Origin of the sequence: Actinomyces sp. 594, from assembly GCF_019325145.1 — a bacterium.
GTDB lineage: Bacteria > Actinomycetota > Actinomycetes > Actinomycetales > Actinomycetaceae > Actinomyces.
Window position 1 is genome coordinate 1 of the sequence record NZ_PIZC01000007.1, and the last position, 24006, is coordinate 24006.

Sequence of the window (24006 nt, forward strand, 5' to 3'; positions counted from 1 at the left end):
CAGAAGTCATGAGACTCAACCGTCCCAGAAGTGTGGAGACAGCACAGTACCCCTACCGTACGAACCGTCACCACCAGGTACGAATCGTCGGTGCAAAGGTACGAACCGTCATGCGAAGTGACGAACCGTCACCGAAAGGTACGAACCGTCTCGGGACGTGCCGAAGCGTCGCGCGGGGCGCACGGGCGAGCCGGCCCGGTCCGCGCCCCCGCAGCGGTGCGTGCCTCCCCGTTGAGCCTGGTGTGTGGCACTGGTCTGCTGTGGCCTGCGCGCATGGGCACGCCTCCCCGCAGCACCTGGGGTCGGTGGCAGAATCGCTGTAACCGCTGGGATCGTTGGAACCGCGGGATCGCTGGCCGGTGCCGTCGGCGGTTGTCCCCCCGGTTAGGAAGCCGCGTAGTCTCAATGATTTCTACGATTCGCCCGGGGCCGCCAACACGGCCGGACCCGCAGCCCCGCGCACGACCCCGCCGAAGCGAGTCCGCCTCGGCCCGAGAACGTACCTGGTTGGGTGAGGACCTATTGGGTACATCGGCGCCCACCGGCAGCAGCCTCCCGAGCCCGAGCACGCCCTAACGTGCCTGACAACAGCTTTCCTAGCGCGGCCTTGCGAGTCTGGGGCTGTGCTCCCGTGCTCGAGCACGACCGTCGGCCCGAGTACGGCTGCCACTCCGCGGCCAGTCTCTCAACACCACACCCGCCAACCGGAAGAGCGATTCTGCTGTGTGGCTGCGTGGCTGTGTGCTGCGGTGGCCTGCTACGCCACTTCGGGGTTAACAACGCCGGTTAACGGCCTGCTGAAGGGCTGCAAGGTATACAGCAGGCGGGCAACTAGCGTTGCTGACGCCGAAGTGGCGTTGCAAAAGGCCCGGCGCGCTACCAGCGGTGAGGGGCACGGTAAACCGCCCGTGCGCCCTGGGGCCGGTGGCCTACCCACCCGCCCCGGGCGCTCCGGGCGCCACGGCGTGCACACAACCCGAGAAGGGACAGTCCCCGCGCCCAGCCTGGCATCTAGCGGACGCTCCGTCACGCCACAGCAGCCCTCAACCGCCGGCAGCCACCGCCCGCGCGCCAGCCTGACGACCCCGGGTCCCGCCATGCCGACAGCGACCCCGACGACGACGCTCCGCGCAGCATCCTGACGATCCCGGACCCGCCAGCACCACCACAGCGACCACCACCAGGCAACCACAACCTAACCAGATGAGCCCGTTTTGTCGTGTGACGTTTTCTGAATGAGGTGCGGCCTATGCGGCTTTGGTCGCGGATCGTAGCCGGAGCGTTGCGCTCACATGCGCCTTGCCTAGACTGTGGTTAAAATGTTGCTGCATAGACTGTCAATCGTGAGTCAGGTGCCGGTGCGGCGAGGTACTGTGTAAAAACCGCTCGCAGGGGATTGCGTGTGGATGCTTTCGGTTGAAAGCGATTTTGTTGTTCCAACACATACGGGGAAGTCGTTAAATGCGTCACGCCGCACCATCCCGCCGGACGCGGGCGGTTTCGCGCTCCAGAGCCACAGCGGTAGTCACCGTCCTATCTCTCTTCGCCAGTGCCCTGATCGGCGGCGTAGTGCTACCTATCCAGCCTGCCGCCCAGGCGGCTGAGGTCGTGGTCCGCCTGGGCACGGCCACCGCGGTGCAGCGCGATGTCACCACGAACTCCTTCCCGACTCCCAGGTCGGCGTACGACAATGCTTGTGTGCGGTACTCGCCGAACGGCGTGAATGCCAACGCTGGCGTGTACTCCACGTCGGTGGTGAACTCTGGCTCATACGCGTCTTTTGGGTACAGCTTTCCCATAGGCGGGCGGTGTCCAACATACTTTACCGCGAGCACTCAAAGTAATGTCGGGCTGAAGCCTGAGCTTACGGAAGAAGTCACTGCCGGCCACCCCTTCCTGGTGGCCACCATGCGCCACGGGAACAACCCCGTAGTCCAGCTCGGTACCGTGACCCCTACGGAGGTCTCCGGCACCATGGACCTGACCCTTGGTGACGCGATCAAGTCCTCCTTCCCCTGGACCCTTACAGAGACTCCTAACACCTGCCGCTCCACCTTCAACCAGGACGGCAGCTACAACGCGGACGGTACCGGACAGTACGCCTATGACGTGAATGGCGGCATAGGGCTCCGTTCCACGGGGGCGTGGTACTGGAACGGACGGCAGTACGTCTGGAACTGGAACGGCCCTTACCACTACGCCTACGGTCGGCACGGCCGTGCGGGTGGCCTCATCTCCTTCCCCGACGGCGATGGCGAGGTGGCTGGCGAGGCGACGAACGGTGTGCGCGGCGCCATCTATGACGCGTTCGGCCGCTCCTGCGAGGATGACATCCTTGAGATCGACCCTGCCCTGCCGGATTCTAAGGGGTACGAGCAGGACGGTATTACCTACAAGCTGAAGCTATGGGGATTCGTAAATAATGGCAGCGATTCATCGTGTAACGCGAGCCTAGCCGACAGCCCGATTGAACGGACCTTCATTACCAAGGAGGGCACCGAGACCTACGGCTGCCTGTACGGCTCACTGGAGCAGGTCCGTGCCGTCACCTTCAACAAGGACGTCACGACAGACCCCTCGCTGGAGAACTCGACCACCATCCCCACCTTCGAGTACGAGAACGTCTCCGCCGAAGGATCCACGGCACTCGCTGACTGGGGCGACATCAACCCCCTGAAGCCCAGCGGCTGGGGCGAGGCGGGTACCGCCACCGGCGCTAAGCCATACGAGCTGCTGGCTCCGGACGACCAGGCCATTGTTAAGGAGAAGGACGCCAACACGGTTACGGAGACAAGCTCCGGCTGGCGCCTGACCGGGGTCACCTGTATCACCAACGGCGATAAGCAGCCCCTGATGAACCGTAACGGTGAGGTGCTCACCGACTCCGCCGTCAACCTGTCCGAGGGCACGCTGAACCTGTCCAGCTCAGAGCTGGCGGACACCAAAGAGAACACCGCCATCACCTGTACCTGGCACAACGAGTACGTCGGCCGCTCCCAGCTCACCCTGGTCAAGGAAATCGACGGCATGACCTTCCCGGCCGTCAGCGAGAAGAACTGGACCCTGACGGCCACCCCCACCCAGGCCTCCGAGGAGGGCGCCGCCTTCCCCTACCGGATCATCTCCGGCCTGTCCGGCGAGGATTCCGTGACGGGCCAGTGGACCCGCTCGGGCACCTACACCCTGTCTGAGGCCACCACCGGCAACGTCGAGGGCTTCTCCCAGCAGGGAGACTGGCAATGCGTGAACCAGAACGGCGACGCCGTCTCCGTCACCGACTCCCAGGTCACCCTCGCTCCCAACCAGCGTGTCACCTGCACCGTCACCAACACCTTCAAGACCGGCTCCATCCAGATCAACAAGGCCGTCTCCGATCCCGACGGCGGCCTGACCGATCAGGACAAGACCTTCACGGGCACCTACGACTGCGGCAGCGCCAACGGCCGGGACTTCACCGGCACCTGGTCCGCCACCACTTCCAAGCCCGCCGTCATCTCCGGCCTGCCCGTGGGTGCCAGCTGCGCCATCACCGAGGACGCCCCCAGCGGCGACCTCAGGGACGACTCCTACGAGTGGACCACCCCCCGCATCGACAACTCGTCGGTCGTGGTTCCCACCGCTCCGGCCGCGGGCCAGGTGAACGTCACCAACACCATCGTCCGCCACACCGGCACCATCAACGTCAACAAGGTCGTCGAGCCGGAAGACGAGACCGCCGCGGGTGGCTGGACCGGCTCGCCCGACCGCACCTTCGCGGTCTCATACACCTGCGACGGCGACGGCGGCTCCGGCACGCTGGACGTCTCCACCGGAACCCCCGCGAAGCTCACCGTCCCCGCCGGCACCACCTGCTCCTTCTCCGAGGCGGCCCCCGAGACCGCGGACGGCGACTTCAAGGACTCCTCCTACGAGTGGACCGGCTCCGGCAGCTTCGACAACTCCAGCGTCACCGCCGGCAAGGACAGCTTCGACTCCATCACCGTCACCAACACCTACAAGCGCGTGCTGGTCGACCTGAACCTCGCCAAGCGCGTGGACGGCGAGGGCTACAACGGCGGTGACGCCACCTTCGCCATCGACTACGACTGCGGTGCCGACTACGCCGGCACAGTGAACGTCGCCAACGGCGCCACCAGCACCGTGCAGGTACCCCGCGGCGCCCTGTGCACCGTCTCCGAGCCCGCCGCCTCCCTGAACGAGGACCTGCTCGCCGACGCCTACGACTGGGGCGCCCCCAGCTACGAGGGCCTCGACGCCGCCGAGGGCACCATGGTCAGCGCGGCCGACGGCGGCAAGACCGTCACCGTCGTCAACCCGACCGAGGCCGCCTGGGGCAAGGTGGCTGTCACCAAGAACGTCGAGCCCGATGCCGGTCCCGTGACCGCGGGCACGACCTTCCCGGTCACCGTCACCTGTGACGCACCCGCCCAGGGCGAGACCGAGAAATACACCGGCACCTTTGACCTGTCGGCCACCGGCTCCACCGCCACCGGCACCACGCCGTACATTGCCGCCGGCGCCAACTGCACCGTCAGCGAGACGGCGCCCACCGGCTCCGAGGGCCTGACCGACGCCTCCTACAAGTGGAACGCCGGCCCCGATGACCAGACCGTCACCGTCCAGGGCGACCGCACCGAACAGGTCACCGTCACCAACACCTGGCAGCGCGACTACGGCGACTTCACCATCACCAAGCAGCTGACCGACCTGGACGGCCAGGGCGCTGACAACACCTACACCGGCACCTGGACCTGCAGCCACCCCGGCGACGACGACGCCACCGGCACCTGGTCGGTGACCGGCTCCGGCGCCGCCACGCTGAACGTCACCTCCGGGCCCGCCACCGCTAACGGAACCAGCGCCGCCGTGCTGCTGGGCTCCACCTGCACGGTCACCGAGGACGACCCCGGCGCCCCCAACGCCGCCGACCCCTCCTACGTGTTCTCCACCGCCGGCACCACCTCCGGCCCGGTCACCATTGACCCGGGCACCCGCACCGGCAACGTGGACGTCACCAACGTCGTCGCCCGCACCACCGGCGGGCTGACCATCACCAAGAGCGTGGAGGGCGCCGAGGCCGGCACTGGCTTCCAGGACACCGACTTCACCTTCAACTACACCTGCACGCCGCTCAGCGGCGAGGCCATCAGCGGCACCGCCACCGTGCGGGCCGGCCAGGTAACCGAGCCCATCACCGGCATCCCCGAGGGCTCGTCCTGCACGGTCACTGAGAGCACGGACGCCCTCCCCGCCGCCATCGACCCCTACCGCTGGGACGGAGACGGCACATCCATGACCGCCACGCCGTCGAGTGGGGCGAGTGTGTCCGCGGACGGCGCGAGCATCACCTTCACCATGCCCGGCGGCGAGGACGCGGGTGTGGCCGTGGCCGCCACCAACACCATGAGCGAGCGCTACGGCTCCATCCAGGTCACCAAGACTGTCGCGGAGCCCAACAAGGCCAATGGCTTCGCCGGCGCCGGGGAGAAGCTCTTCCCCGTCACCGTCACCTGTGACGGCGCCCAGGCCTACTCCGGTTCCCTCGCCGACGGCGAGACCGTCACGGTCGGTGACATCCCGCTCGGCCAGACCTGCACGGTCACCGAGGGCACCATCAGCGGCGGCCTGGCAGACGGCTCCTACGCCTGGGGCGCGCCCACCATCACCGACCCGGTCACCGTCACTAGTGAGGACGCCTCCTCCGGCACCGTCACCGTCACCAACACCATTGAGCGCGTGCGCGCCGACGTGAACCTGAGCAAGGTGCTCTCCGGAGAGCTGGCCACCCAGTTCGGCGCCGACAACACCTACTCCGGCACCTTCACCTGCACCCATGAGGGTGACGCCGACGTGACCGGCACCTGGAGCGTGGATGGCGCAGGCAAGGCCGCCATCACCTACGACGGCGACGAGGCCCCCTTCGTCGACTCCACCTGCACGCCCACCGAGGACCTGGACGCCTCCGGCGCCCCGGACACCGACCCCTCCTTCTCCTGGGGCGAACCCACGTATGACGCCGCCACCGTGACGGCGGACGGCACCGCCGCCATGACCGTCACCAACACCGTGAACCGGGACATGGGCTCCCTGACCGCCGCAAAGACGGTCATCGGGGAGACGGACGGCCTCAAGGACGGCCAGACCTTCACCCTGAACGCCACCTGCACCGCACCCGGCGTTGACGGCGAGCTCACCGCCACCGCCACCGTGGCGGACGGCGATACCGGCGTCGCCTTCGACCGGGAGATCCCGGCCGGCTGGACCTGCGCCATCAGTGAGGTCACCCCCACCCAGGACCAGCTCAAGGACTCCTCCTACGCCTGGGACATGGTCACGGTGTTCCCCGACGAGGTCACCGTCACCAAGGGTGAGACCGTGGAGGTGGCCGCCACCAACACGATCCGCCGCGTCACCTCCTCCCTGAGCCTGAACAAGGCATACGGGGACGGCCTGTCCGACGGTGTCGTCGTGGACGACTCCTTCTCCGGCGACATCGCCTGCCACTACGACGACGCCCAGGGCACCAGCCAGGACTGGAGCCTGACCTGGACCGCCGACGGCGCCGGCGCAGCCACCATCGACGGCCTGCCGGAGGACGGCCTGCCGCTGGGCACCGTCTGCTCCGCCACCGAGGAGGCGCCTACCCAGGACCAGTTGAAGGACATCTCCTACCGCTGGGCCGAGCCGACCGTCTCCGACCCGGTCACCATCGGGGCGGACGCCGCCGCGAACACGCTCACCGTCACCAACGACGCCGAGCGCGCCGCCCAGCCGCTCACCGTCACCAAGGCCTACGCCGGCATCGACGGCGCCCTGAACGACGGCGCCACCGTGCACGGCGGCTGGTCCTGCACCCAGGCGGACGGCAGCGAGGTCGGCGGACGCTGGGAGCTTCCCGCCGCCGGCGGCTCGACCACTATCGCCGCGGGCGCCACCGGCGCCACCGTGTACGCGGGCGCCGACTGCACCCTCACCGAGGACACGCCCATCGACGCCTCCGGGCTGAAGGACGTCTCCTACGCGTGGAACAACCCCGCCTACGACGTCTCCGCGGACGGGCAGGCCTTCACCGACGGCAACACGCTGACGGGCATCGCCCAGGACTCCGACCCGGTGCTGCGGGTAACCAACTCCACCCAGCGCATCTACGGCGCCCTGGCCATCAACAAGCTCGTCGAAGGGCTCGACGGCGTCACCGCCGCCGCCGCCAACACCTACGCGGGCACCTGGTCCTGCACCGCCCCGGACGGCACCGGCAACGCGGGCACCTGGCGGGTCACCGGCGCCGGCACCGCCACCCTGACCGGCGACTACGCGCAGATCCTGGTCGGCTCCGACTGCACGGTCACTGAGACCGGCCGCCCGACCACCCCGGTGGGCGGCGACCCGTCCTACCAGTGGACCGACCCCGAGCTCGACGGCGATTACGGCACCGTCACCCAGGCGCAGACCATCGCCCGGGAGGCCACCTCCACCGCGGAGGTCACCAACGCCGCCGCGCAGCGCCTCCTGGCCACCGGCTTCACCGTCAACAAGGCCATCTCCGGGGCCACCGACGGCGCCACCGGTGAGGGATACACGGTTGACTACACCTGCACCGCCGGCCAGGACACCTTCACCGGCACCCTCACCCTGCCCGCCGACGGCACCGCCGTCGCCGTGGAGGGCGTGCCCGTGGGCGCCACCTGCACCCTTACCGAGGCGGCCCCCGGGGACGACGCCCTCGCCGCGCCCACGGACGGCTCCTTCACCTGGAGCGACCCCATGACCTACGCGGTCGAGGGCGCTGACGCCGACACCTCCACCCCCGGAGCGGTCACCTTCACCCTGCCCGCCGGGGCTGACGCCGCCGTGGCCGCCACGGTCACCAACGACGTCGTCCCGCACGCCGGCGTGAACAAGACCTTCACGGGCACCACCAAGCACCTGGACGCCGACGGCAACTGGACCGGCGAGACCTGGGACGTCACCTACGAGGTGAGCGTCACCAACCCCTCGCAGGTGCAGGGCCTCACCTATGACCTGGTGGACACCCCGACCGTCCCCGAGGGCACCACGCTGAACTCCATCACCGTCACCGGCGGCGCCCTTGAGGACGCGCTCACCCAGGAGGCCGGGCCCGTGACCGTGGTCGACGGCGCAACCCTGCCGGCCGGCGCCACCCACACCTACACCGTGGTGCTGAACGTGACCGCGCCCGACACCGGCGTCCCCGGCGTCGGCGACGGCCAGTGCAGCGCGCAGGCCGCCACCGACGGCAACGCCATCCACAACACCGCCACCGTCACCTCCGGCGAGGTCACCGACACCGCCGAGGACTGCGGCGACGTGCCCACCAACCCGAAGTTCTCGGTGCGTAAGGACGGTGTTGACGTGGTCCGCAACGGGGACACCTACACCGCCACCTACACGGTGACGCTGGAGAACACCTCCCGGGCCGCCAGCCAGATCATCGCCGACGTCACCGACGCTCCGGCCCTGCCGGAGACCGCCAAGATCACCGGCGTCGCCGTACTGGAGAACGGGGAGACCGCCGCGGACGCCCGGATTCCCGGCATCACCGACGGCGTGCTGGACGGAGTCATCACCCTGGCCCGGGCCGGCTCCGGCCCCGTGCTGGCCGGCGGTACCGCCGGTGAGGACGGCGCCGTCACCGGCGGCGGCACTCGCGTGATCACCGTTCAGGTGAGCTTCACCGTGGACTCCGCCGCCGCAGACTTCGAGGACACCGACTACCAGTGCGGGCACGAGCGCGCCGACGGCGCCCCCGCCGGCCTGGTCAACACCACCGCCATGGTGGGCGACACCGACGGCGATGCCAACAACACCGCCTGCCTGGGCCTCACGCCTCGGCTGACCGTGTCCAAGTCCGTGGCCACCACCGGCGTTGGTACGTCCTCCAGCTTTGACGTTGCCTACACCATCACGGTGACCAACGAGGGCGAGCTGGCCCAGTCCACCGGCCTGCTGCGCGACAAGCCGGACTTCGCACCCGGCCTGGACATCGAGCGCGTGACCGTGACCGCCCCCGGCGGGGAGCCGGTCGCAGCCGAGCCCGACGCGGAGGGCTACTACACCCTCACCGACGGCGACGTGATCGCACCCGGGCAGACGGCCCAGTACACGATCACCGTCACGGTGAGCGTGGACCCGAGCAACGCCGACTACTCGGAGGAGCTGCTGGAGTGCTCCGTGGAGGCGGACGGCACCCGCACCCCCGGCCACGGCCTGTTCAACGAGGTCTACCCGACCGACGGGCGCGACGCCTCCGGGCGGAGCGACAACACCGCCTGTGAGCCGGTCACCCCGGACGCCGGCAAGCGCATCATCACGCTGCGCAAGACCGGCACCCAGGTGCAGCCGGACGGCACCACCAACCTGCCCGGCGCCGAGTTCGACATCTACGACGTCGACCCGAGCACGGATGGTGCCACCCCGATTGAGAACGGCGTGAGCGTGGACCCGGTGGACGGCTCCCTGTTCACCTCCGCGGGATTGCCCATCAACCGCGACTACTGGGTGGTTGAGACCAAGGCGCCCGCCGGGCACAGCCTGCTGCCGCGGCCCATCCAGTTCCACCTGGGTGTGGACGCCGATGGCAACACCACCATCACGCTCGCGCAGACCAACCTGACGGCGGACACCATCAAGGTCATCCCCGCCGTCACCGACGCCGACGGCAACGTCATCACGGCCATCGGCATCAACATTCACGACGTCGAGACCGGCACGCTGCCCCTGTCGGGCGGACGCGGCATCGGCGTGTACGTGGCCTGGGCCGGCCTGCTGCTCACCGCGGCACTGGTCCTGACCATCACCCAGACTTCCCGACGCCGGGGCCGTAGGGCCTGAGCTACCGGGAACAGCCAGGGGCCAACCGGGCAGCCGGGTAACCCACGAACCCATCAACGAGGAGAACAGATGTCATCCCTCACCAGGCGCCGTTGCGCCGGCCTCGCCGCGGCGGTGGCCCTTGCAATCGGTGGTGCGGTCGCGGCGCCCGTCGCCACGGCTGCCCCGGTGCCGGCGATTATTGCCGCCGACACGACCGAAACGGTCAACACGGCCACGATTGACGCCAATGCGACGTCGACCCTGACCATCCACAAGCTCGCGCAGACCGAGTCAAACGGCACCAGTGCCGGCAACGGCCTCGTCGACCCCAGCGCCACCGGCACCCCGGTCTCCGGCGTCACCTTCACCGTTACGCCGCTGGACTTCGACCTGACCACCCAGGCGGGATGGGAGGCCCTCGCGGCCCTGGACGGCGACGTCTCCGCCGCGCGCAGCCACACTACCGGCACCCCGTCCACCCAGACGACCGATGGCGACGGTCTGGCCACGTTCAGTGGCCTGCCGGTCGCGGCCTACCTGGTCTCCGAGTCGTCCACTCCGGCGAACGTCACCCCGGCGGAGGACTTCATCGTCACCCTGCCGATGACCGACCCGAGTAACCAGGCCTCCTGGAACTACAACGTCCACGTCTACCCGAAGAACTCGATCGTGGACTCCACCAAGGAGGTCAGCGACTCCACCGCCCCCTCGGTGGGGGACACCCTGACCTACACGATCAAGGCGGACGTGCCCAAGCTTGACGTAGCCGGCGGCGCCACGATCAAGAACTACCAGATCGTCGACCCGCTGGACTCCCGCCTGTCCTACTCCAACGCCGAGGTGTCCATGATCGGCACCGGGGCTGCCGAGCTGAGCGAGGGCACCGACTACAACATCGTCTCCGCGGCCGGCGATGACGGCAAGACCTACGTAACCGTCACCTTCACCGAGGCCGGTCGCAAGAAGATCGCGGAGGCTCGTGACGCCGGTGACGCCACTACCCAGGTGCGGGTGGTCATCAACGCCGTCGTCAAGGAGGTCAGCAGCGGCTCCAGCGCGATCAGCAACGAGGCCTACCTGATCCCCAACGACTCGCAGACCAAGTGGGACCCCGAGAACCCGACCCCCGACGTTCCCGGTGAGCCCAGCGACGAGGTCAACTCCTACTACGGCAAGGTCGCCATCACCAAGACCGGTACCGACAACGCGGAGGCCGCGAAGTACGCCGGAGCGGAGTTCCAGGTCTACCAGTGCACCCCGACCGGCGCCTCCCAGGGCGGCGTGGTCAAGCGCGCCGACGCCGGCATCAGTGGTGACGCGCTGACCGCCACCGAGGTTGCCGATGGCGCCACCACCGCCGACGCCGCCACCTTCACCACCGGCACGGACGGCACCGTCACCATCGACGCCCTCCAGACGAACGACTTCATCGACAACGCCGACGTCACCAACCCCGGCTGGTACTGCCTGGTGGAGACCAAGGCACCCGAGGGCTACGAGCTCCAGAGCGGCGTGATCACCTTCCAGGTGCTCAAGGCCAATGTAATCGCCAACACCGACACCGACGGGAACGTCCTGGCCTACACCCTGGACGTGAAGGTCACCGATGTTCCCTCCGACGCCGGCTTCCGCCTGCCGCTGACCGGTGCGAACGGCATCCTGTTCCTCACCATCGCCGGCGTCCTGCTGGTCGGCGGTGCGGTCCTGCTCGCGGTGTACAACAAGCGCCGCAGCGCCGAGGACTGACACACGCAGGGTGGGGATGACCCCAGGCGTCATCCCCACCCTCCGCAACACGACGGCGTGCGTCGGCCGGTGTCTCCGGTCGCGCACGCCGTCGCCTTCCAGGGATGGCTAGACACGCCGCCGCTACGGTGGGAGGCACGTGTCATCCGTCACTCACCTGTACTACCAACTCGCAGTAACGAACCACGCAGAGGGATCCGAATGGGCCGGTCGTCCGTAAGCACTGACGTCCTTGATGAGTTCAGTGGCGCTTCGGGGGGCGTCCCCGAGGCGGCGGCTGCGAAGCCAGCTGCTACTGGCGGCGGGGTGGAGCCGCCCCGGGGCGGGGCGGGAAGCCAGTCGCGCGGGCCGTCCCGCTCACCGGGCAGGCGGAGTCGGCTGATGGGCGTGCTGCCCTTCATCCTGGCGCTAGCCGGCGCCTTGGTCCTGGCCTACCCGGTGCTGGCCACGCAGCACAACAATGCCCGCCAGCAGGAGATCGCCAACCAGTACCAGGCGCAGATGGACAACGTCAGCTCCGACGTGCTCGCTGCCGAGCTCGCCAGCGCCGATGCGTACAACCGGGAACTGGCCTCCGCCCCGATCCTCGACCCCTGGCTGGAGCAGCAGCGCCCTGACACCCCCCAGTACCGGGCCTACCTGGCCGAGCTGGACCTGGATGAGGTCATGGCGCAGATCGTCATCCCCAAGATTCACGTGGACCTGCCGATTTACCACGGCACCGATGCCGACACGCTCGCGCACGGCGTGGGCCACCTATTCGGGACGGCGCTGCCGGTGGGCGGTACTTCCACTCACTCGGTGCTTACCGGCCACACCGGGCTGGGCTCCGCCACCCTCTTTGATGACCTGACGGAGCTGGAGGAGGGAGATGTTTTCTACATCAACACGGCCGGCCGAACCCTCAAATACGAGGTTAATGATGTCCGCGTGGTACTGCCTACGGAGACGGAGTCACTGAACAAGGTTCCGGGGGAGGACCTGGTCACCCTGATCACCTGTACGCCCTACGGCGTCAATACCCACCGCTTGTTAGTTACTGGTACGCGTGTACCGATGGACCCGGTACAGGCGGCGGCGGAGCAGGCGGAGGCCACGCCCGCCCCTATACGCGGCTGGATGATGTGGCTGATGGCGGCGGTTGCCGTGATTCTGACGGTGCTGGCCGTCGCGGCGGGTCGCCGCGTACTGCGCCGCGCACGTTGCGCGCGCTGTTCCTAAGCCGCGGAATATCACGGTCTCCAACGTTTTTAAGGTGCTATTCAGCTCAATAGGGTAACCGTGGTAACCGGCTTGCGACGGTGCTAGCACGGGTCTGCCACAGGTTTGGCACAGGTCAGTTCGCTCGCCCTAAGCGCCTCCGGGGGCTCGCTAGGGTCGTTCCAGTAACCGACCAGATCTCGCGTCTTGTGCGTTAAGTAGACGGCGCCCCAGCCGTCCTGAACCCATGGAGTCTTGTAGTGCTTGTTAAGTCCGCCACCGCCCGCATCAGAAAGGTGTCGCGGCGAGCTGCCGCGGTGCTGGCCTGTACAGCCCTGGCGGCCGTCGGCGCGGTCGCGGTATCGCCTGCACCCGCTGATGCTGCTGAGGCGGATGGGAAGGGGCTGTTCGCCACTGGTGGTGAGGGCCGCTTCAAGAACGACATCCAGTGGATCCAGTGGGGTAGTAATGGCGAGACTCTACTCAACTCCGGTGATGGACTCTCGCGCCCAGTCACCAATACCCGCGACCTCGGCGTGGCCGGCACCTTGGTTACGACCTGCACCATTAGCAGCCTGCGGGCTAACCCGAATGAGCAAAACCGGACTCATCAATCCGCACTGAAGGTGTATACCCCAGGTACCTGGGCGGGTGACTCCCTGGATGACCTGTACAACATAGGTGGTACCGGATACTGGCGGAGCGGGTCCCCGGGGGACTACCCCGACCAGTACGCGAATGCCAATACGATGGCCATTGGTCTGATCAACGATACGGACCACGCCAATCTGTCCTTCAACTTCGAGTGCTCTGCCACCCTTAACGGCCAGCCGGTGCCGTTGCAGGGTCTGGTCTTCGCCGATGCCGAGGCTTCCTCCGTGGCCTCGGGTTACCAAGACGAAACCAAACAGTCGGAGTGGATTCAGGCGGCGCCCCGTTCGAATACGCCGGTGACCTGGTACGCCCTAGACCGCTACCGTAACGACGGCTGCACCACGGATGTGCTCGTCTCCACGTATTCGCAGACCAACTGGTGGAACCAGCAAACGACGAATTTCATGCGCATGACGCCCAATGGCCAGGAATGCGTCTACGCCAGTGGCGGCAAGTATGAGAACCCGAGCAGCGGAGTGGGGCCGGGCGCGGTTATGTTTATGAAGGGCGCCACCTCTGCCGGCGTGCAGATCCAGGGACGCGGCTTCACCGCCGTCGCCCTCGGTGTGGTCATTGAGACAGACTTCGGGGACGCCCCGGAGTCCTACGGCGTAGCCGGCGCCCTGTTCCAGCCCAGCTGGACCACCGGCACCGCGCTCACCAATGCCAACAACAGGTCCGTATGGGGCATGACCCTGGCCGACATCACCAACGAGCCGCCCTCCACGGTGCACCTGGGTACCCGCATCGACTCCGAGGTCTCGCAGCATTTCTCAGATGGCGCCGACGGGGATGACACCAACGGTGTCAATGACGATGAAGACGCGCTAGACAACCGCTCGTCCATCCAGCAGGGCGCCATGCTGCCAATCGACGTCCTCAACGGGGACACCAGCACATATACGATCAACGGCGTCGCCTGCGGCGGCGACGGCAAGATCCAGGGCTGGATCGACTGGAACGGCGACGGCGAATTCCAAGACAACGAGGGCTCCAACACCCAGGCCTGCCCCGCCTCCGGCCGCGTCAACCTCACCTTCAACGTGCCCCAGGCGCCCGTCGACACCAACCTGGTGAACAAGACGGTCACCTACCTGCGGCTGCGCGCCAGCACTCACGAGGCCGAGAGCAAGCCCACCGGCGTCACCGTCGGCGGCGAGGTAGAGGACTACCTGCTGAACCTGCCCGCCCAGCTGCGGCTGGTCAAGGAAGTCAGCAACAACTACGGCGGGACCGCCACGGCCGCCGACTGGGACCTGACCGCCAAGACCGGCAACACGACCCTCACCTACACCTCGGGCCAGACCCGCTACGTCAGCGCCGGCGACTATGCCCTCGCGGAGGCCGCCAAGACCGACGCCGCCAACGCCGGGTACGAGCTGGAGTCCCTGGCCTGCACACAGGGCGCGGTCGGCCCCACCCCCCCCACCACCACCGTCGCCGGAGTCAGCAAGGACAACCCGAGGGTAACCACGGCCAACGCCACCCTGACGGTGTGCACCTTCACCAACGCCGACCAGCCCGGCTCCATTACCTGGCACAAGGTCGACGACTCCGGGCAGGACCTGGAGGGCACCGAGTGGGCCCTGACCGGCCCGGGCGTGCCCGAGGGCACCATCGTCACCGACTGCACCGGTCGCTGCTCCAACCAGCCCTTCACGGATCAGGACGCGGCCGCCAGCCACTTCAAGCTCACCGACCTGGCCTGGGGGACCTACACGCTCACCGAGCACGCCGTGCCCACCGGCTACCAGCTCGACGAGACCCCGATTCAGATCGTCGTCGGACCTGACTCCGAGGACGGGCTCGACGTCGACCACGGCGACATCAAGAACAAGCGCGTGACCGGCTCGGTCTCCTGGCAGAAGACCGATGCGGACAACGGCAAGGCACTGTCCGGCTCCGAATGGCAGCTCACCCTGCCCGGCACCGGGGAGCCCGTCACGATCACCGATTGCGTCGCCGACAGCGCCGACGCCTGCGCCCAGCAGGCCGGGGACGCCGAGTACTACGACTCCGACCCCGCCGCAGGCGCCTTCAAGGTGACCGGCCTGGCCTGGAATGCGGACACCGACTACGCCGTCGCAGAGTCCAAGGCGCCCGCCGGATACGTCCTGGACACCACCAGCCACACCTTCCGGATCATGCCCGACGAGCTGGACTACAGCTTCGCCACGGCGTTCACCAATAAGAAGACCACGGTTCCCGGCCTGCCCCTGACCGGCGGCCTCGGTGCCGACACCTTCCTAATCGGCGGGGGCGTCCTGGCCGCCCTGGCTCTCGCTGCTGGACTTGTGAGGAGGCGCCGCGCGCTAAACGTCCAGAGCTGAGACCCCGTGCCGGCGCAGCGACCGCACGGGCGTCAGCCGGCCCCACACCACCAGATTTCGATCAACCCCTCATAAGCGTCGCCAGCAGCGGCGCAGATGAAAGGAATCCCAACCCATGAGCACCAGCACTCGCACGCTGGCAGGCAGGGTCGCCGCCGGAGCCGGGGCCCTCGCCCTGACCCTGGCCGGGCTGGGCGGCATCGCCGCCACCGCCTCCGCCGCCGACCTCGCCCCCGGCAACATCAACCCCGACGCCACGGGCACGCTGAACATTCACAAGCTCGAGAGCGGCTCGATGAACGACGGGCCCGGCACGCCCAACGACTCCCCCGACAAGACCGGTAAGGGCGTTGCCGACGTCGTCTTCACCGCCTACCCGATCACCAACCTGGACCTGACTACCCAGGCAGCCTGGGACGGCCTGGCCGACCTCGACGTCCCCGCGGACGCCTGCGGCGCCAACGGTGCCACCCCGTCGCTGACACTGCCGGGAGACAAGGCCGCCACCTTCGGCACCGGCCAGGCCTCCGCCAAGACCGACGGCGACGGCAACACCACCATCTCCGGCCTGGACGTGGCCGCCTACCTGGTCTGCGAGACCGAGGCCCCCGCGAAGGTTGCCAAGAAGGCTGCGCCCTTCCTGGTCACGATCCCCTTCCCGAACAACACCACCAACAACGCCTCCACCCAGAACGGCGAGTGGCTGTACACCATCGACGTGTACCCCAAGAACACCGTCGTCCTGGCCCCCACCAAGGGCGTTGAGGTCACGGCCAACGGCCTGCAGACCGCCGCGCAGCTCGAGTTCCCGGTGACCGTCACCGTCCCGAGCATCGCCGAGGGCGACCAGTTCACCGCCTTCTACGTCACCGACCCGCTCAACGCCGCCCTGACCGACGGCAAGGTGGCCTCTGTGACGCTCGACGGCGAGTCCGTGGACTCCGACTACTACACCGTCACAGAGGGCCAGGACCTCGAGGTTAAGTTCAACGAGGACGGCCGCGCCTTCCTCAAGGCCAACCCGAACGCCTCCCTGGTGATCACCTTCACCGCCACCGCCAAGTCGGTTACCGACACCGGCAACATCCCCAACACCGCCTACCTGTTCGTGGACACCGAGGGCGGCGACACCCCGCCCGACACCCCGACCAACCCGGTCGTCTCCAGCTGGGGTAACGCCGTGATCACCAAGACCGACGCCGACAACGGCAAGACCCTGGCCGGCGCCACCTTCCAGGTCTACAACTCTTCCGACCCCTTCGCTGCCACCTGCGACAAGACCACCGCCACCGGCAACCCGGTCTCGATCAACGGCGTGGACACCTTCACCACCGACGCCAACGGCCAGATCAACCTGACCGGCCTGTTCGTGGACTCCCTCGTCGGCGAGGCGGGCCAGACCGAGGACGAGATCTCCCCGGAGAACAACACCCGCTGCTACGTGCTGGTTGAGACCGCCGCCCCGGCCGGCTACACGCTGCCCACCGGCGATGCCGCCAACACGGCCCTGAAGATCACCGCCGGCACCACCACGGCCGACAACATCACCATCGACAACACCAAGCAGAACGTGCCGAACCTGCCGCTCACCGGTGCCAACGGCCAGCTGCTGATGATGCTGATTGGTGCCGCCCTGGTCCTCCTCGCCGCCGGTTCGGTCCTCGTGGCCCGCAACCGTCAGCGCATCCAGGGCTGACGCCGATGCGAGCCCGCGCTAGCGGGTCCCGCCTGAGGTAGCCGATTCGGCTGCGATCATGTGGCGGGCAGGTCCCACCCGGGCCTGCCCGCCACACGCATGCCGATCGGCATGCGGGGCGTAAGGCCAGCCCCGCCCGGGGCGCTCTGCGCCCTGTCACAGCGCCCATACCGCAACAGCTACCGAGCCAATTGAGGAGGCCCCCATGAGCCGACGCGCGCGACGCCGCCCCTCCGCAGCGCCCGCCGCCGCCAACAACCAGGCAACAGGCGCCCGACGCTGGCGGCTACAGCCCCTGGCGCTGCTGCCCGCCGTCCTGGCTATAGCCGGCATGCTGCTGTTCGCCTACCCGAGCGTCGCTGCCTGGGTCACTCAGTACAACCAGTCCAAGATCATCACCTCCTACGACTCCGAAGTCGACACCGCCGACCCCGATGCCGCCGTCCAGCTCGCCCAGGCGCACGCCTACAACGACGCGCTATCGGCAGGGGCCGTGCTGGAGGCCAACACCAACATCCCCACCGGCGCCGGCTCGGGCGGGGACGCGGCCCTGGACTACAACGCCATCCTGGACGCCAACGGCGCAGGACTCATGGCCAGGCTGCGCATCCCAACGATCAACCTGGACCTGCCCGTCTACCACGGCACCAGTGACGAGACCCTGCTCGCCGGGCTGGGGCACCTAGAAGGCACCTCCCTGCCCGTGGGCGGGGCAGGCACCCGCTCCGTCATCACCGGCCACCGGGGCCTGGCGGACGCCCGCATGTTCACCGACCTGAACCGGGTCGGTGTGGGGGACAAGTTCGTCATCGAGGTGTTCGGTGAAGTGCTCACCTACCAGGTGATTGATACCAAGGTCGTCGAGCCCGATGAGACCGAGGCACTGCGCGCCGAGGAGGGCCGTGACCTGGTCACCCTGGTCACCTGCACACCCCTGGGCATCAACACCCACCGCATCCTGGTAACCGGCGAGCGCATCTACCCCACCCCGCAGGAGGACCTAGACGCCGCCGGCCAGCCCCCCACGGTGCCCTCCTTCCCCTGGTGGGCGGTGGGACTCGCCGCCGGCTTCATCCTGGTGGGCCTGTACGTGTGGCGCTCGGGCTACCCACCCCGCAAGCGAGTGGATCACTCAAGGGAATCCGGGCTCCCAGAGTCCTCCCAGCCCGCATCCGGGGCGGCTTCACTGCTGGAGGCCGTATCATCCGGGCCTAATGACGAATCCCAACCTCCGTCCGGAAAGCATCCCTGACGGCGCCCGGCGCCCCGGCGCCGCCCCGCGCCAGGGCGGGCGGCCGCGGCTCCTTGCGGGTGTGCTCTCCCTCGGCTGCTTCGCGGGCGTTATCGGGGTCTGGTGGCTCTCGGTGGCGAACCCGACCGGTCAGGCCATGGAGCAGGCGGCCTTCGCGGGCTCGTTGATAGGTGCGCGCTTCGTCTCCGACCATGCCCGCAGCCTGCTGCACATCGTCTCCCTCCCCGCAGCGATCGGGCTCGTGCTGGTGGTACTAGTGGGAGCCCTATGGCGGGGCAGCAGGCGCAGGGCACTGTGGGCGGCGATCGCCGTCGTCGCCATCAATCTCTCCACCCAGGTGCTGAAGTACCTGGTCCTGTGGCGCCCGGACTACGGGCTGTCCCAGCGGTTCGGCGGTATGAACACCCTGCCCTCCGGGCACACAGCCATGGCAGCTTCCGCCGCGGTCGCCCTCATCCTGGTCACCCGGCCTCAGTGGCGCTCGGGCGCGGCCGGGGCGGGGGCCCTACTGGCCGCCGCCATGGGCTACTCGACGCTCGTGTGCCAGTGGCATCGCCCCGGAGACGTAATCGCCGCCCTGCTGCTGGCAACCGCATGGGGCTCCCTGGCGGTCGCCGGCGGCGCCTGGGCGGATGAGGAGGAGACCACAGCGGAGCCCGCCCGGACCCAGCAGGCCAGCACCCTGCTGGGACCCGCAACCGGACAGCCCCTACCCCCGCAGGCCGCCCTCCCGCAGGCGCCGTCGCCTCGCCGCCGCATGCCGGGACGCGCGCTCGGCCAACGCACGCCCGGCGCTGCCATCCTGCTCGGGCTCGGCATCCTCGCGGGTGCCGCGGCCCTGGTGCTGGCGGTGCTCAACTGGCAAGGCGTCATGGCTGCAGGCGGGGCACCCACCCCCGCCACCATTCAGGCCCTGGGCCGTACCGGCACGTTCATCGCCTACGCGGCCGGGGCTGTGGGAACTGTCGCCGTGGCCTGCACGGGTATGGGGGCGCTCGCCCTGCTCACCCCGCGGGAGGCCGGACAGGGCGGGGCGCTAACGCGCCCGTACGCGGGGTAGCGACCGTGCGCCCGGGCGCATGCTCGCGAGGCGGGGCGTCGCCCGAGTGACGGTGCGCAGCAGCGGCGGGTGGCACACTGGGGTTATGGCTCTACCCCAGAAGCTTCTCAGCAAGGACGAGGTTGTTGTGCGTCATATGCGCACGCACCCAAAGGTCCTGCTGTGGCGCATCATCGTTCTCCTCACCCTGCTCACCGCCGGTGCGGTGGCATCCGTGCTACTGCCGGACGCCGATTGGCGTACCGGCGTGGTGATCGCCCTGTGGGTCGTCATCCTGGTGGCGTTGGCTCCCCTTTTCATCCTGCCCTGGCTGCGTTGGTTGGCGACTACCTACACCGTCACCTCCAAGCGTGTTATCACCCGCGCCGGCATCCTCAACAAAACTGGCCACGATCTACCCCTTTCCCGCATCTCAGACGTCCAGCAGGAGCGGACCATCACCGACCGCCTATTCGGTTGCGGCAGCCTCTCCCTGCAGACCAGTGCGGATGAGCCCCTGGTGCTAGTGGACGTTCCCGATGTGGAAATGGTGCAGGTGGAGATCGCCAACCTCCTCTTCCACGACGTCGAGGGCGCTATCAATGCCGATCCCGACGACTGAGCTCGTGCGGCGCGTGGATGTGCCCGCGGGGCCGACGCCCGGCAGCGCCTTATGACGCCAGGGAAGTCGGCAGCGTCACCGTGAAGGTGGTGCCGTGATCCTCGGCGCCGGTACGCGAGTCCACGGTCAGGCTGCCATGGTGCGACTGCACAATCGCCAGCGCGATACTCATGCCCAGGCCGGTGGAGCCGGTGCGTCGTTCCCTGGAGGCGTCACCCCTGGCGAAGCGCTCAAACAGGCGCTCACGCACGGTCGGATCAATGCCCGGACCGTCGTCGGCAACCTTGATCACCAGCGTATCGCCGTCGCCGCGGGAGAGGATGACTTGCACGTGGCTGCCAGCAGGCGTGTGCACGCGGGCATTGGCCAGCAGGTTAACCATCACCTGCCGCAGCCGCGCCTCATCGCCTACAACCAGCGTCGGCTCGGGCACGAATTCCTCCGCGGCCTGCGGGGACAGCCCGGCAGGCGGCTCAAGAACTGCCAGATCCAGCTCCCACACGTGCTCGGGGCCGGCGGCGCGCGCATCAGCGACCGTGTCAAGCAGAATCTCCACTAGATCGACTTCCGCGTGCTCCAGATCGCGCCCGGCATCCAGGCGGGCCAGTAGCAGCAGGTCCTCCACCAGTGCCGTCATCCGCACCGACTCCGAGTGCACGCGCTCCAGGGCGTGCACGGCCTCCTCCGGCAGCACGGCGTCGGCGCCGCTACGCTGAATCAACTCGGTGTAGCCGCGAATGGAGGCCAACGGTGTGCGTAGCTCATGCGAGGCGTCGGCAACGAACTGGCGCACCTGCGTCTCACTGCGCTGACGCGCCGTCAGTGCCTCATCAACATGCCCCAGCAGGGTGTTCAGGGCATTGCCGACCTGCCCGACCTCCTGGGAGGAGGCAACGTCGACGGCGTCGACCCGCTCGCGAATGCTTACTTCGCCGCGCGCGAGCGGCTGCGAGGCAACCCGCTCAGCCGTGCCTGCGACTCGCTCCAGCGGAGCCAGCGCCGTCCGCACCAGCGCCCTGCCCGCCAGCGCGGCGATCACCGCCCCGATGATGGCGATCAGGAGCTGCGCCAGCAGCTGGGCGCGGACCAGCTTCTCATCACTGCTGGTGGACAGGCCCGTTACTACTACATCTCCGCTGGCGGAGTCCTCGGTGACCAGCACGCGGTAGTCTCCCAGCGAACCGACCGACACCGTTACCGGCTCCCCGGTGACCTCCAGCGACAACAGGGCCTGGCACTGCGCATCGGTGAGTATGCGGTAGTTGCCGTCGTCGTCGATGTAGCCCGCCTTGACGGTGGAGACGGCCGAACCGGTTGCGCCTCCCGCGCCTGCGGAAGCGTCGGCGTCACTGCCGCCACCGCGCTCACCGGAGGCGATCACCGTTAGGGTGCCGGTGGACTGGCCGACCGCATCCAGGCCGATAGGTACGGCGTTGCTGGGGGCTGCCGGCCGCGAATCGTCATCCCCGGGGGACTGGGGGCTGGAGGACAGCCTCGGATCCTGGACCGGGGCGGCGCCCACGGGGGCGGCCGCCTGACGGCGGGCGGCGACCCTTTCGGAGGCCGCCGCGAGCTGCTCGTCCAGGCGATCGGTCAGTGCGTGTCGCAGCATCAGGGTGGACAGCGCCCCGATGCTGCCGGCCATGACCAGGACGATGCCAATAACGCCGGCCACGAGCCGGGTTCGCAGACTGCGGGGTGCCAGCTGCCGTCGGCCGAGCGGGCCGCTTGCGGCGCCCGCCCCAGCCCCTCCGGAGGCGCGCCGACAGCGCCACCCGCCCTTGGGGGTGCCGTCGGAGTTGCTGGCAGAGTTGCTAGCGGTCCGCATGTGTGCCCGCCGCGGCTACTGGCCGGCAGCCGGCTTGAGCACGTAGCCGACTCCACGCATAGTGTGGATCATGGGCTCGCGGCCCTTGTCGATCTTGCGGCGCAGGTAGGAGATGTACAACTCCACGATGTTGGCCTGCCCGCCGAAGTCGTAGTTCCAAACGCGGTCCAGGATCTGCGGCTTGGACAGCACACGGCGCGGGTTGCGCATCAGGTAGCGCAGCAGCTCGAACTCGGTGGCGGTCAGGCGGATCTCGTCATCGCCGCGCCACACCTCGTGAGAGTCCTCATCCATGCGCAGGTCCCCGACCTCCAGCACGTTGGCGGGCTTGTCGGCGCCGGCACCGGAGCGCCGCAGCAGGGCGCGCAGCCGGGCGACGACCTCCTCCAGGGAGAAGGGCTTGGTGACATAGTCGTCGCCTCCGGCGGTGAGCCCCGCCACGCGGTCCTCGACGGCGTCCTTGGCGGTCAGGAACAGGACGGGAACGGTGGGCTGGTGGCCGTGGATACGGCGCATGACCTCCATGCCGTCGAAGTCGGGCAGCATGATGTCCAGTACGACAACGTCCGGGTCGATCTCCTGGGCAACGCGGACCGCGGCCCGGCCGGTGCCGGCGGTGGTCACCTCCCAGCCCTCATAGCGCAGTGCGGAGGCGAGCAGATCGGCGAGGGTCTGCTCGTCGTCTACAACTAGCACGCGTATGGGGGAGCCGTCAGGGCGGGTGAGGGTCTCGGCGGAGGTGCTCATGCGCTTCATTGAACACGCCTATTCTGTGGTGAACCTGTGAGCTGTGAGGGGGGGGCACCTCAGCGGTGTGACCGTCTTCCGCAACGCTAGTTCGTTATATACCGAACTCATGTGGCAGCATGGGTGAAGAGGCTGGTTGGGTCGAACCCTGATCGTCCGGCGCAGCATCCAGCCACAGGATCCCCTTTGTCAACCAATCCCGCGGGAGCGTAATGGACTACGTCGATGGTAACGAGCGCCGGTTCGGTGCCGAGGACCTGTTCTTCTCAACCACAGATGCCAAGGGTGTCATCCGCAGCACCAACCGGGTGTTCGACACGCTGTCCCGGTACAGTGCCGAGCAACTCGTAGGTGCTCCACACAACATCATCCGTCATGACGACATGCCGGCGGGCGCTTTCCGGCTCATGTGGGATGAACTCGAGCAGGGACGTCCCGCCTGCGTCTACGTGCTGAACCGGGCCAAGGACGGGCTGGACTACTGGGTCTTCGCCACTGTGGCGCCCTTGTCCGAGGGCTACCTATCGGTGCGTGTACGCCCTAGCAACCATGCCCTGTTCACCCCGGTCAAGCAGATGTACGTCCGGGTGCGCGCCGCTGAACGCGAGTACGCCGCGCAGGGGCACAGTCGTCGCGAGGTCGGACAATACGGTGCCCAACTCCTGAGCGAAGAGCTGAGTGAGGCGCACTTCCGCGGGCTTTATCCCTTCGCCAGGGCTGCTCTGCCACGGGAGCTGGCGCTGCTGGTGGCAGAGGGAGTAAAGGTTCCGGTCCGCACCGCATCCGACAGTCCCATGTCCACCATTCTGTCCACCATGGCCGCGATTGAGCGGGACACCGACGAACTGGTCCAGCAACTCGGCGAATACCAAGACCTCATCAATAGCCTGGGATCATGGTCGACGGGGGTCCGATCCATAACCGACCGTGCCGGCCGGGTGGGTTCCATGGTCACGGAGGCGACCAGTCCCGACCGGGAGTCCTCGGTGCCCGCAGTCTCCGCGCGGGTCAGGGAACGCAGCGCTCGAGCCGTTGAGCTGCTGCAGCAGCTCAACGGC

The 24006-nt window shown here is 68.1% G+C and carries 12 protein-coding genes; 9 read left to right on the forward strand and 3 right to left on the reverse strand.

The window, feature by feature from the left end:
* Positions 1-1466: 1466 nt before the first annotated feature.
* Entirely contained in the window at positions 1467-1799 is a 333-nt protein-coding gene (locus GZ998_RS00360; protein WP_219108273.1) for a hypothetical protein, read from the reverse strand.
* Positions 1800-1908: 109 nt separating this feature from the next.
* Here GZ998_RS00360 and GZ998_RS13270 point away from each other — a divergent pair, with 109 nt between their 5' ends.
* The 8 genes from GZ998_RS13270 (at position 1909) to GZ998_RS00400 (ending at position 20373) form a co-directional block, all read left to right on the forward strand.
* Entirely contained in the window at positions 1909-9852 is a 7944-nt protein-coding gene (locus GZ998_RS13270) for a DUF5979 domain-containing protein (protein WP_219108275.1), read from the forward strand.
* 69 nt (positions 9853-9921) lie between these two features.
* Positions 9922-11580, forward strand: coding sequence for a SpaH/EbpB family LPXTG-anchored major pilin (locus tag GZ998_RS00370; RefSeq protein ID WP_219108277.1), 1659 nt, complete (start codon positions 9922-9924; stop codon positions 11578-11580).
* Between the two features lie 381 nt (positions 11581-11961).
* A complete protein-coding gene (locus GZ998_RS00375; protein WP_162678905.1) occupies positions 11962-12801 on the forward strand; it encodes a class C sortase in 840 nt (279 codons plus the stop codon).
* Positions 12802-13040: 239 nt separating this feature from the next.
* Positions 13041-15764 carry a CshA/CshB family fibrillar adhesin-related protein gene (locus GZ998_RS00380; protein ID WP_219108279.1) on the forward strand — a complete coding sequence of 908 codons (2724 nt, stop codon included), beginning with the start codon at positions 13041-13043 and terminating at the stop codon, positions 15762-15764.
* A gap of 115 nt (positions 15765-15879) precedes the next feature.
* Positions 15880-17460, forward strand: a complete 1581-nt coding sequence (locus GZ998_RS00385) for a SpaH/EbpB family LPXTG-anchored major pilin (protein ID WP_162678903.1) — start codon at positions 15880-15882, stop codon at positions 17458-17460.
* 205 nt (positions 17461-17665) lie between these two features.
* A complete protein-coding gene (locus tag GZ998_RS00390; RefSeq protein WP_162678902.1) occupies positions 17666-18712 on the forward strand; it encodes a class C sortase in 1047 nt (348 codons plus the stop codon).
* Positions 18675-19772 carry a phosphatase PAP2 family protein gene (locus tag GZ998_RS00395; protein WP_219108280.1) on the forward strand — a complete coding sequence of 366 codons (1098 nt, stop codon included), beginning with the start codon at positions 18675-18677 and terminating at the stop codon, positions 19770-19772. The genes GZ998_RS00390 and GZ998_RS00395 overlap by 38 nt, the downstream gene beginning before the upstream one ends.
* 85 nt (positions 19773-19857) lie before the next feature.
* Complete coding sequence (locus tag GZ998_RS00400) at positions 19858-20373, forward strand: PH domain-containing protein (protein ID WP_219108281.1); 516 nt, start codon at positions 19858-19860, stop codon at positions 20371-20373.
* A 49-nt stretch (positions 20374-20422) separates the two neighbouring features.
* On the opposite strand, the gene GZ998_RS00405 is transcribed toward GZ998_RS00400, so the two are convergent.
* Positions 20423-22018, reverse strand: coding sequence for a cell wall metabolism sensor histidine kinase WalK (locus GZ998_RS00405; RefSeq protein WP_257504872.1), 1596 nt, complete (start codon positions 22016-22018; stop codon positions 20423-20425).
* 198 nt (positions 22019-22216) lie between these two features.
* Complete coding sequence (locus GZ998_RS00410; protein WP_161923476.1) at positions 22217-22948, reverse strand: response regulator transcription factor; 732 nt, start codon at positions 22946-22948, stop codon at positions 22217-22219.
* Positions 22949-23160: 212 nt separating this feature from the next.
* Between GZ998_RS00410 and GZ998_RS00415 the strand changes: the two genes are divergently transcribed.
* Positions 23161-24006: PAS domain S-box protein (locus tag GZ998_RS00415; protein WP_219108284.1), on the forward strand; the 846-nt coding region annotated here is incomplete at its 3' end.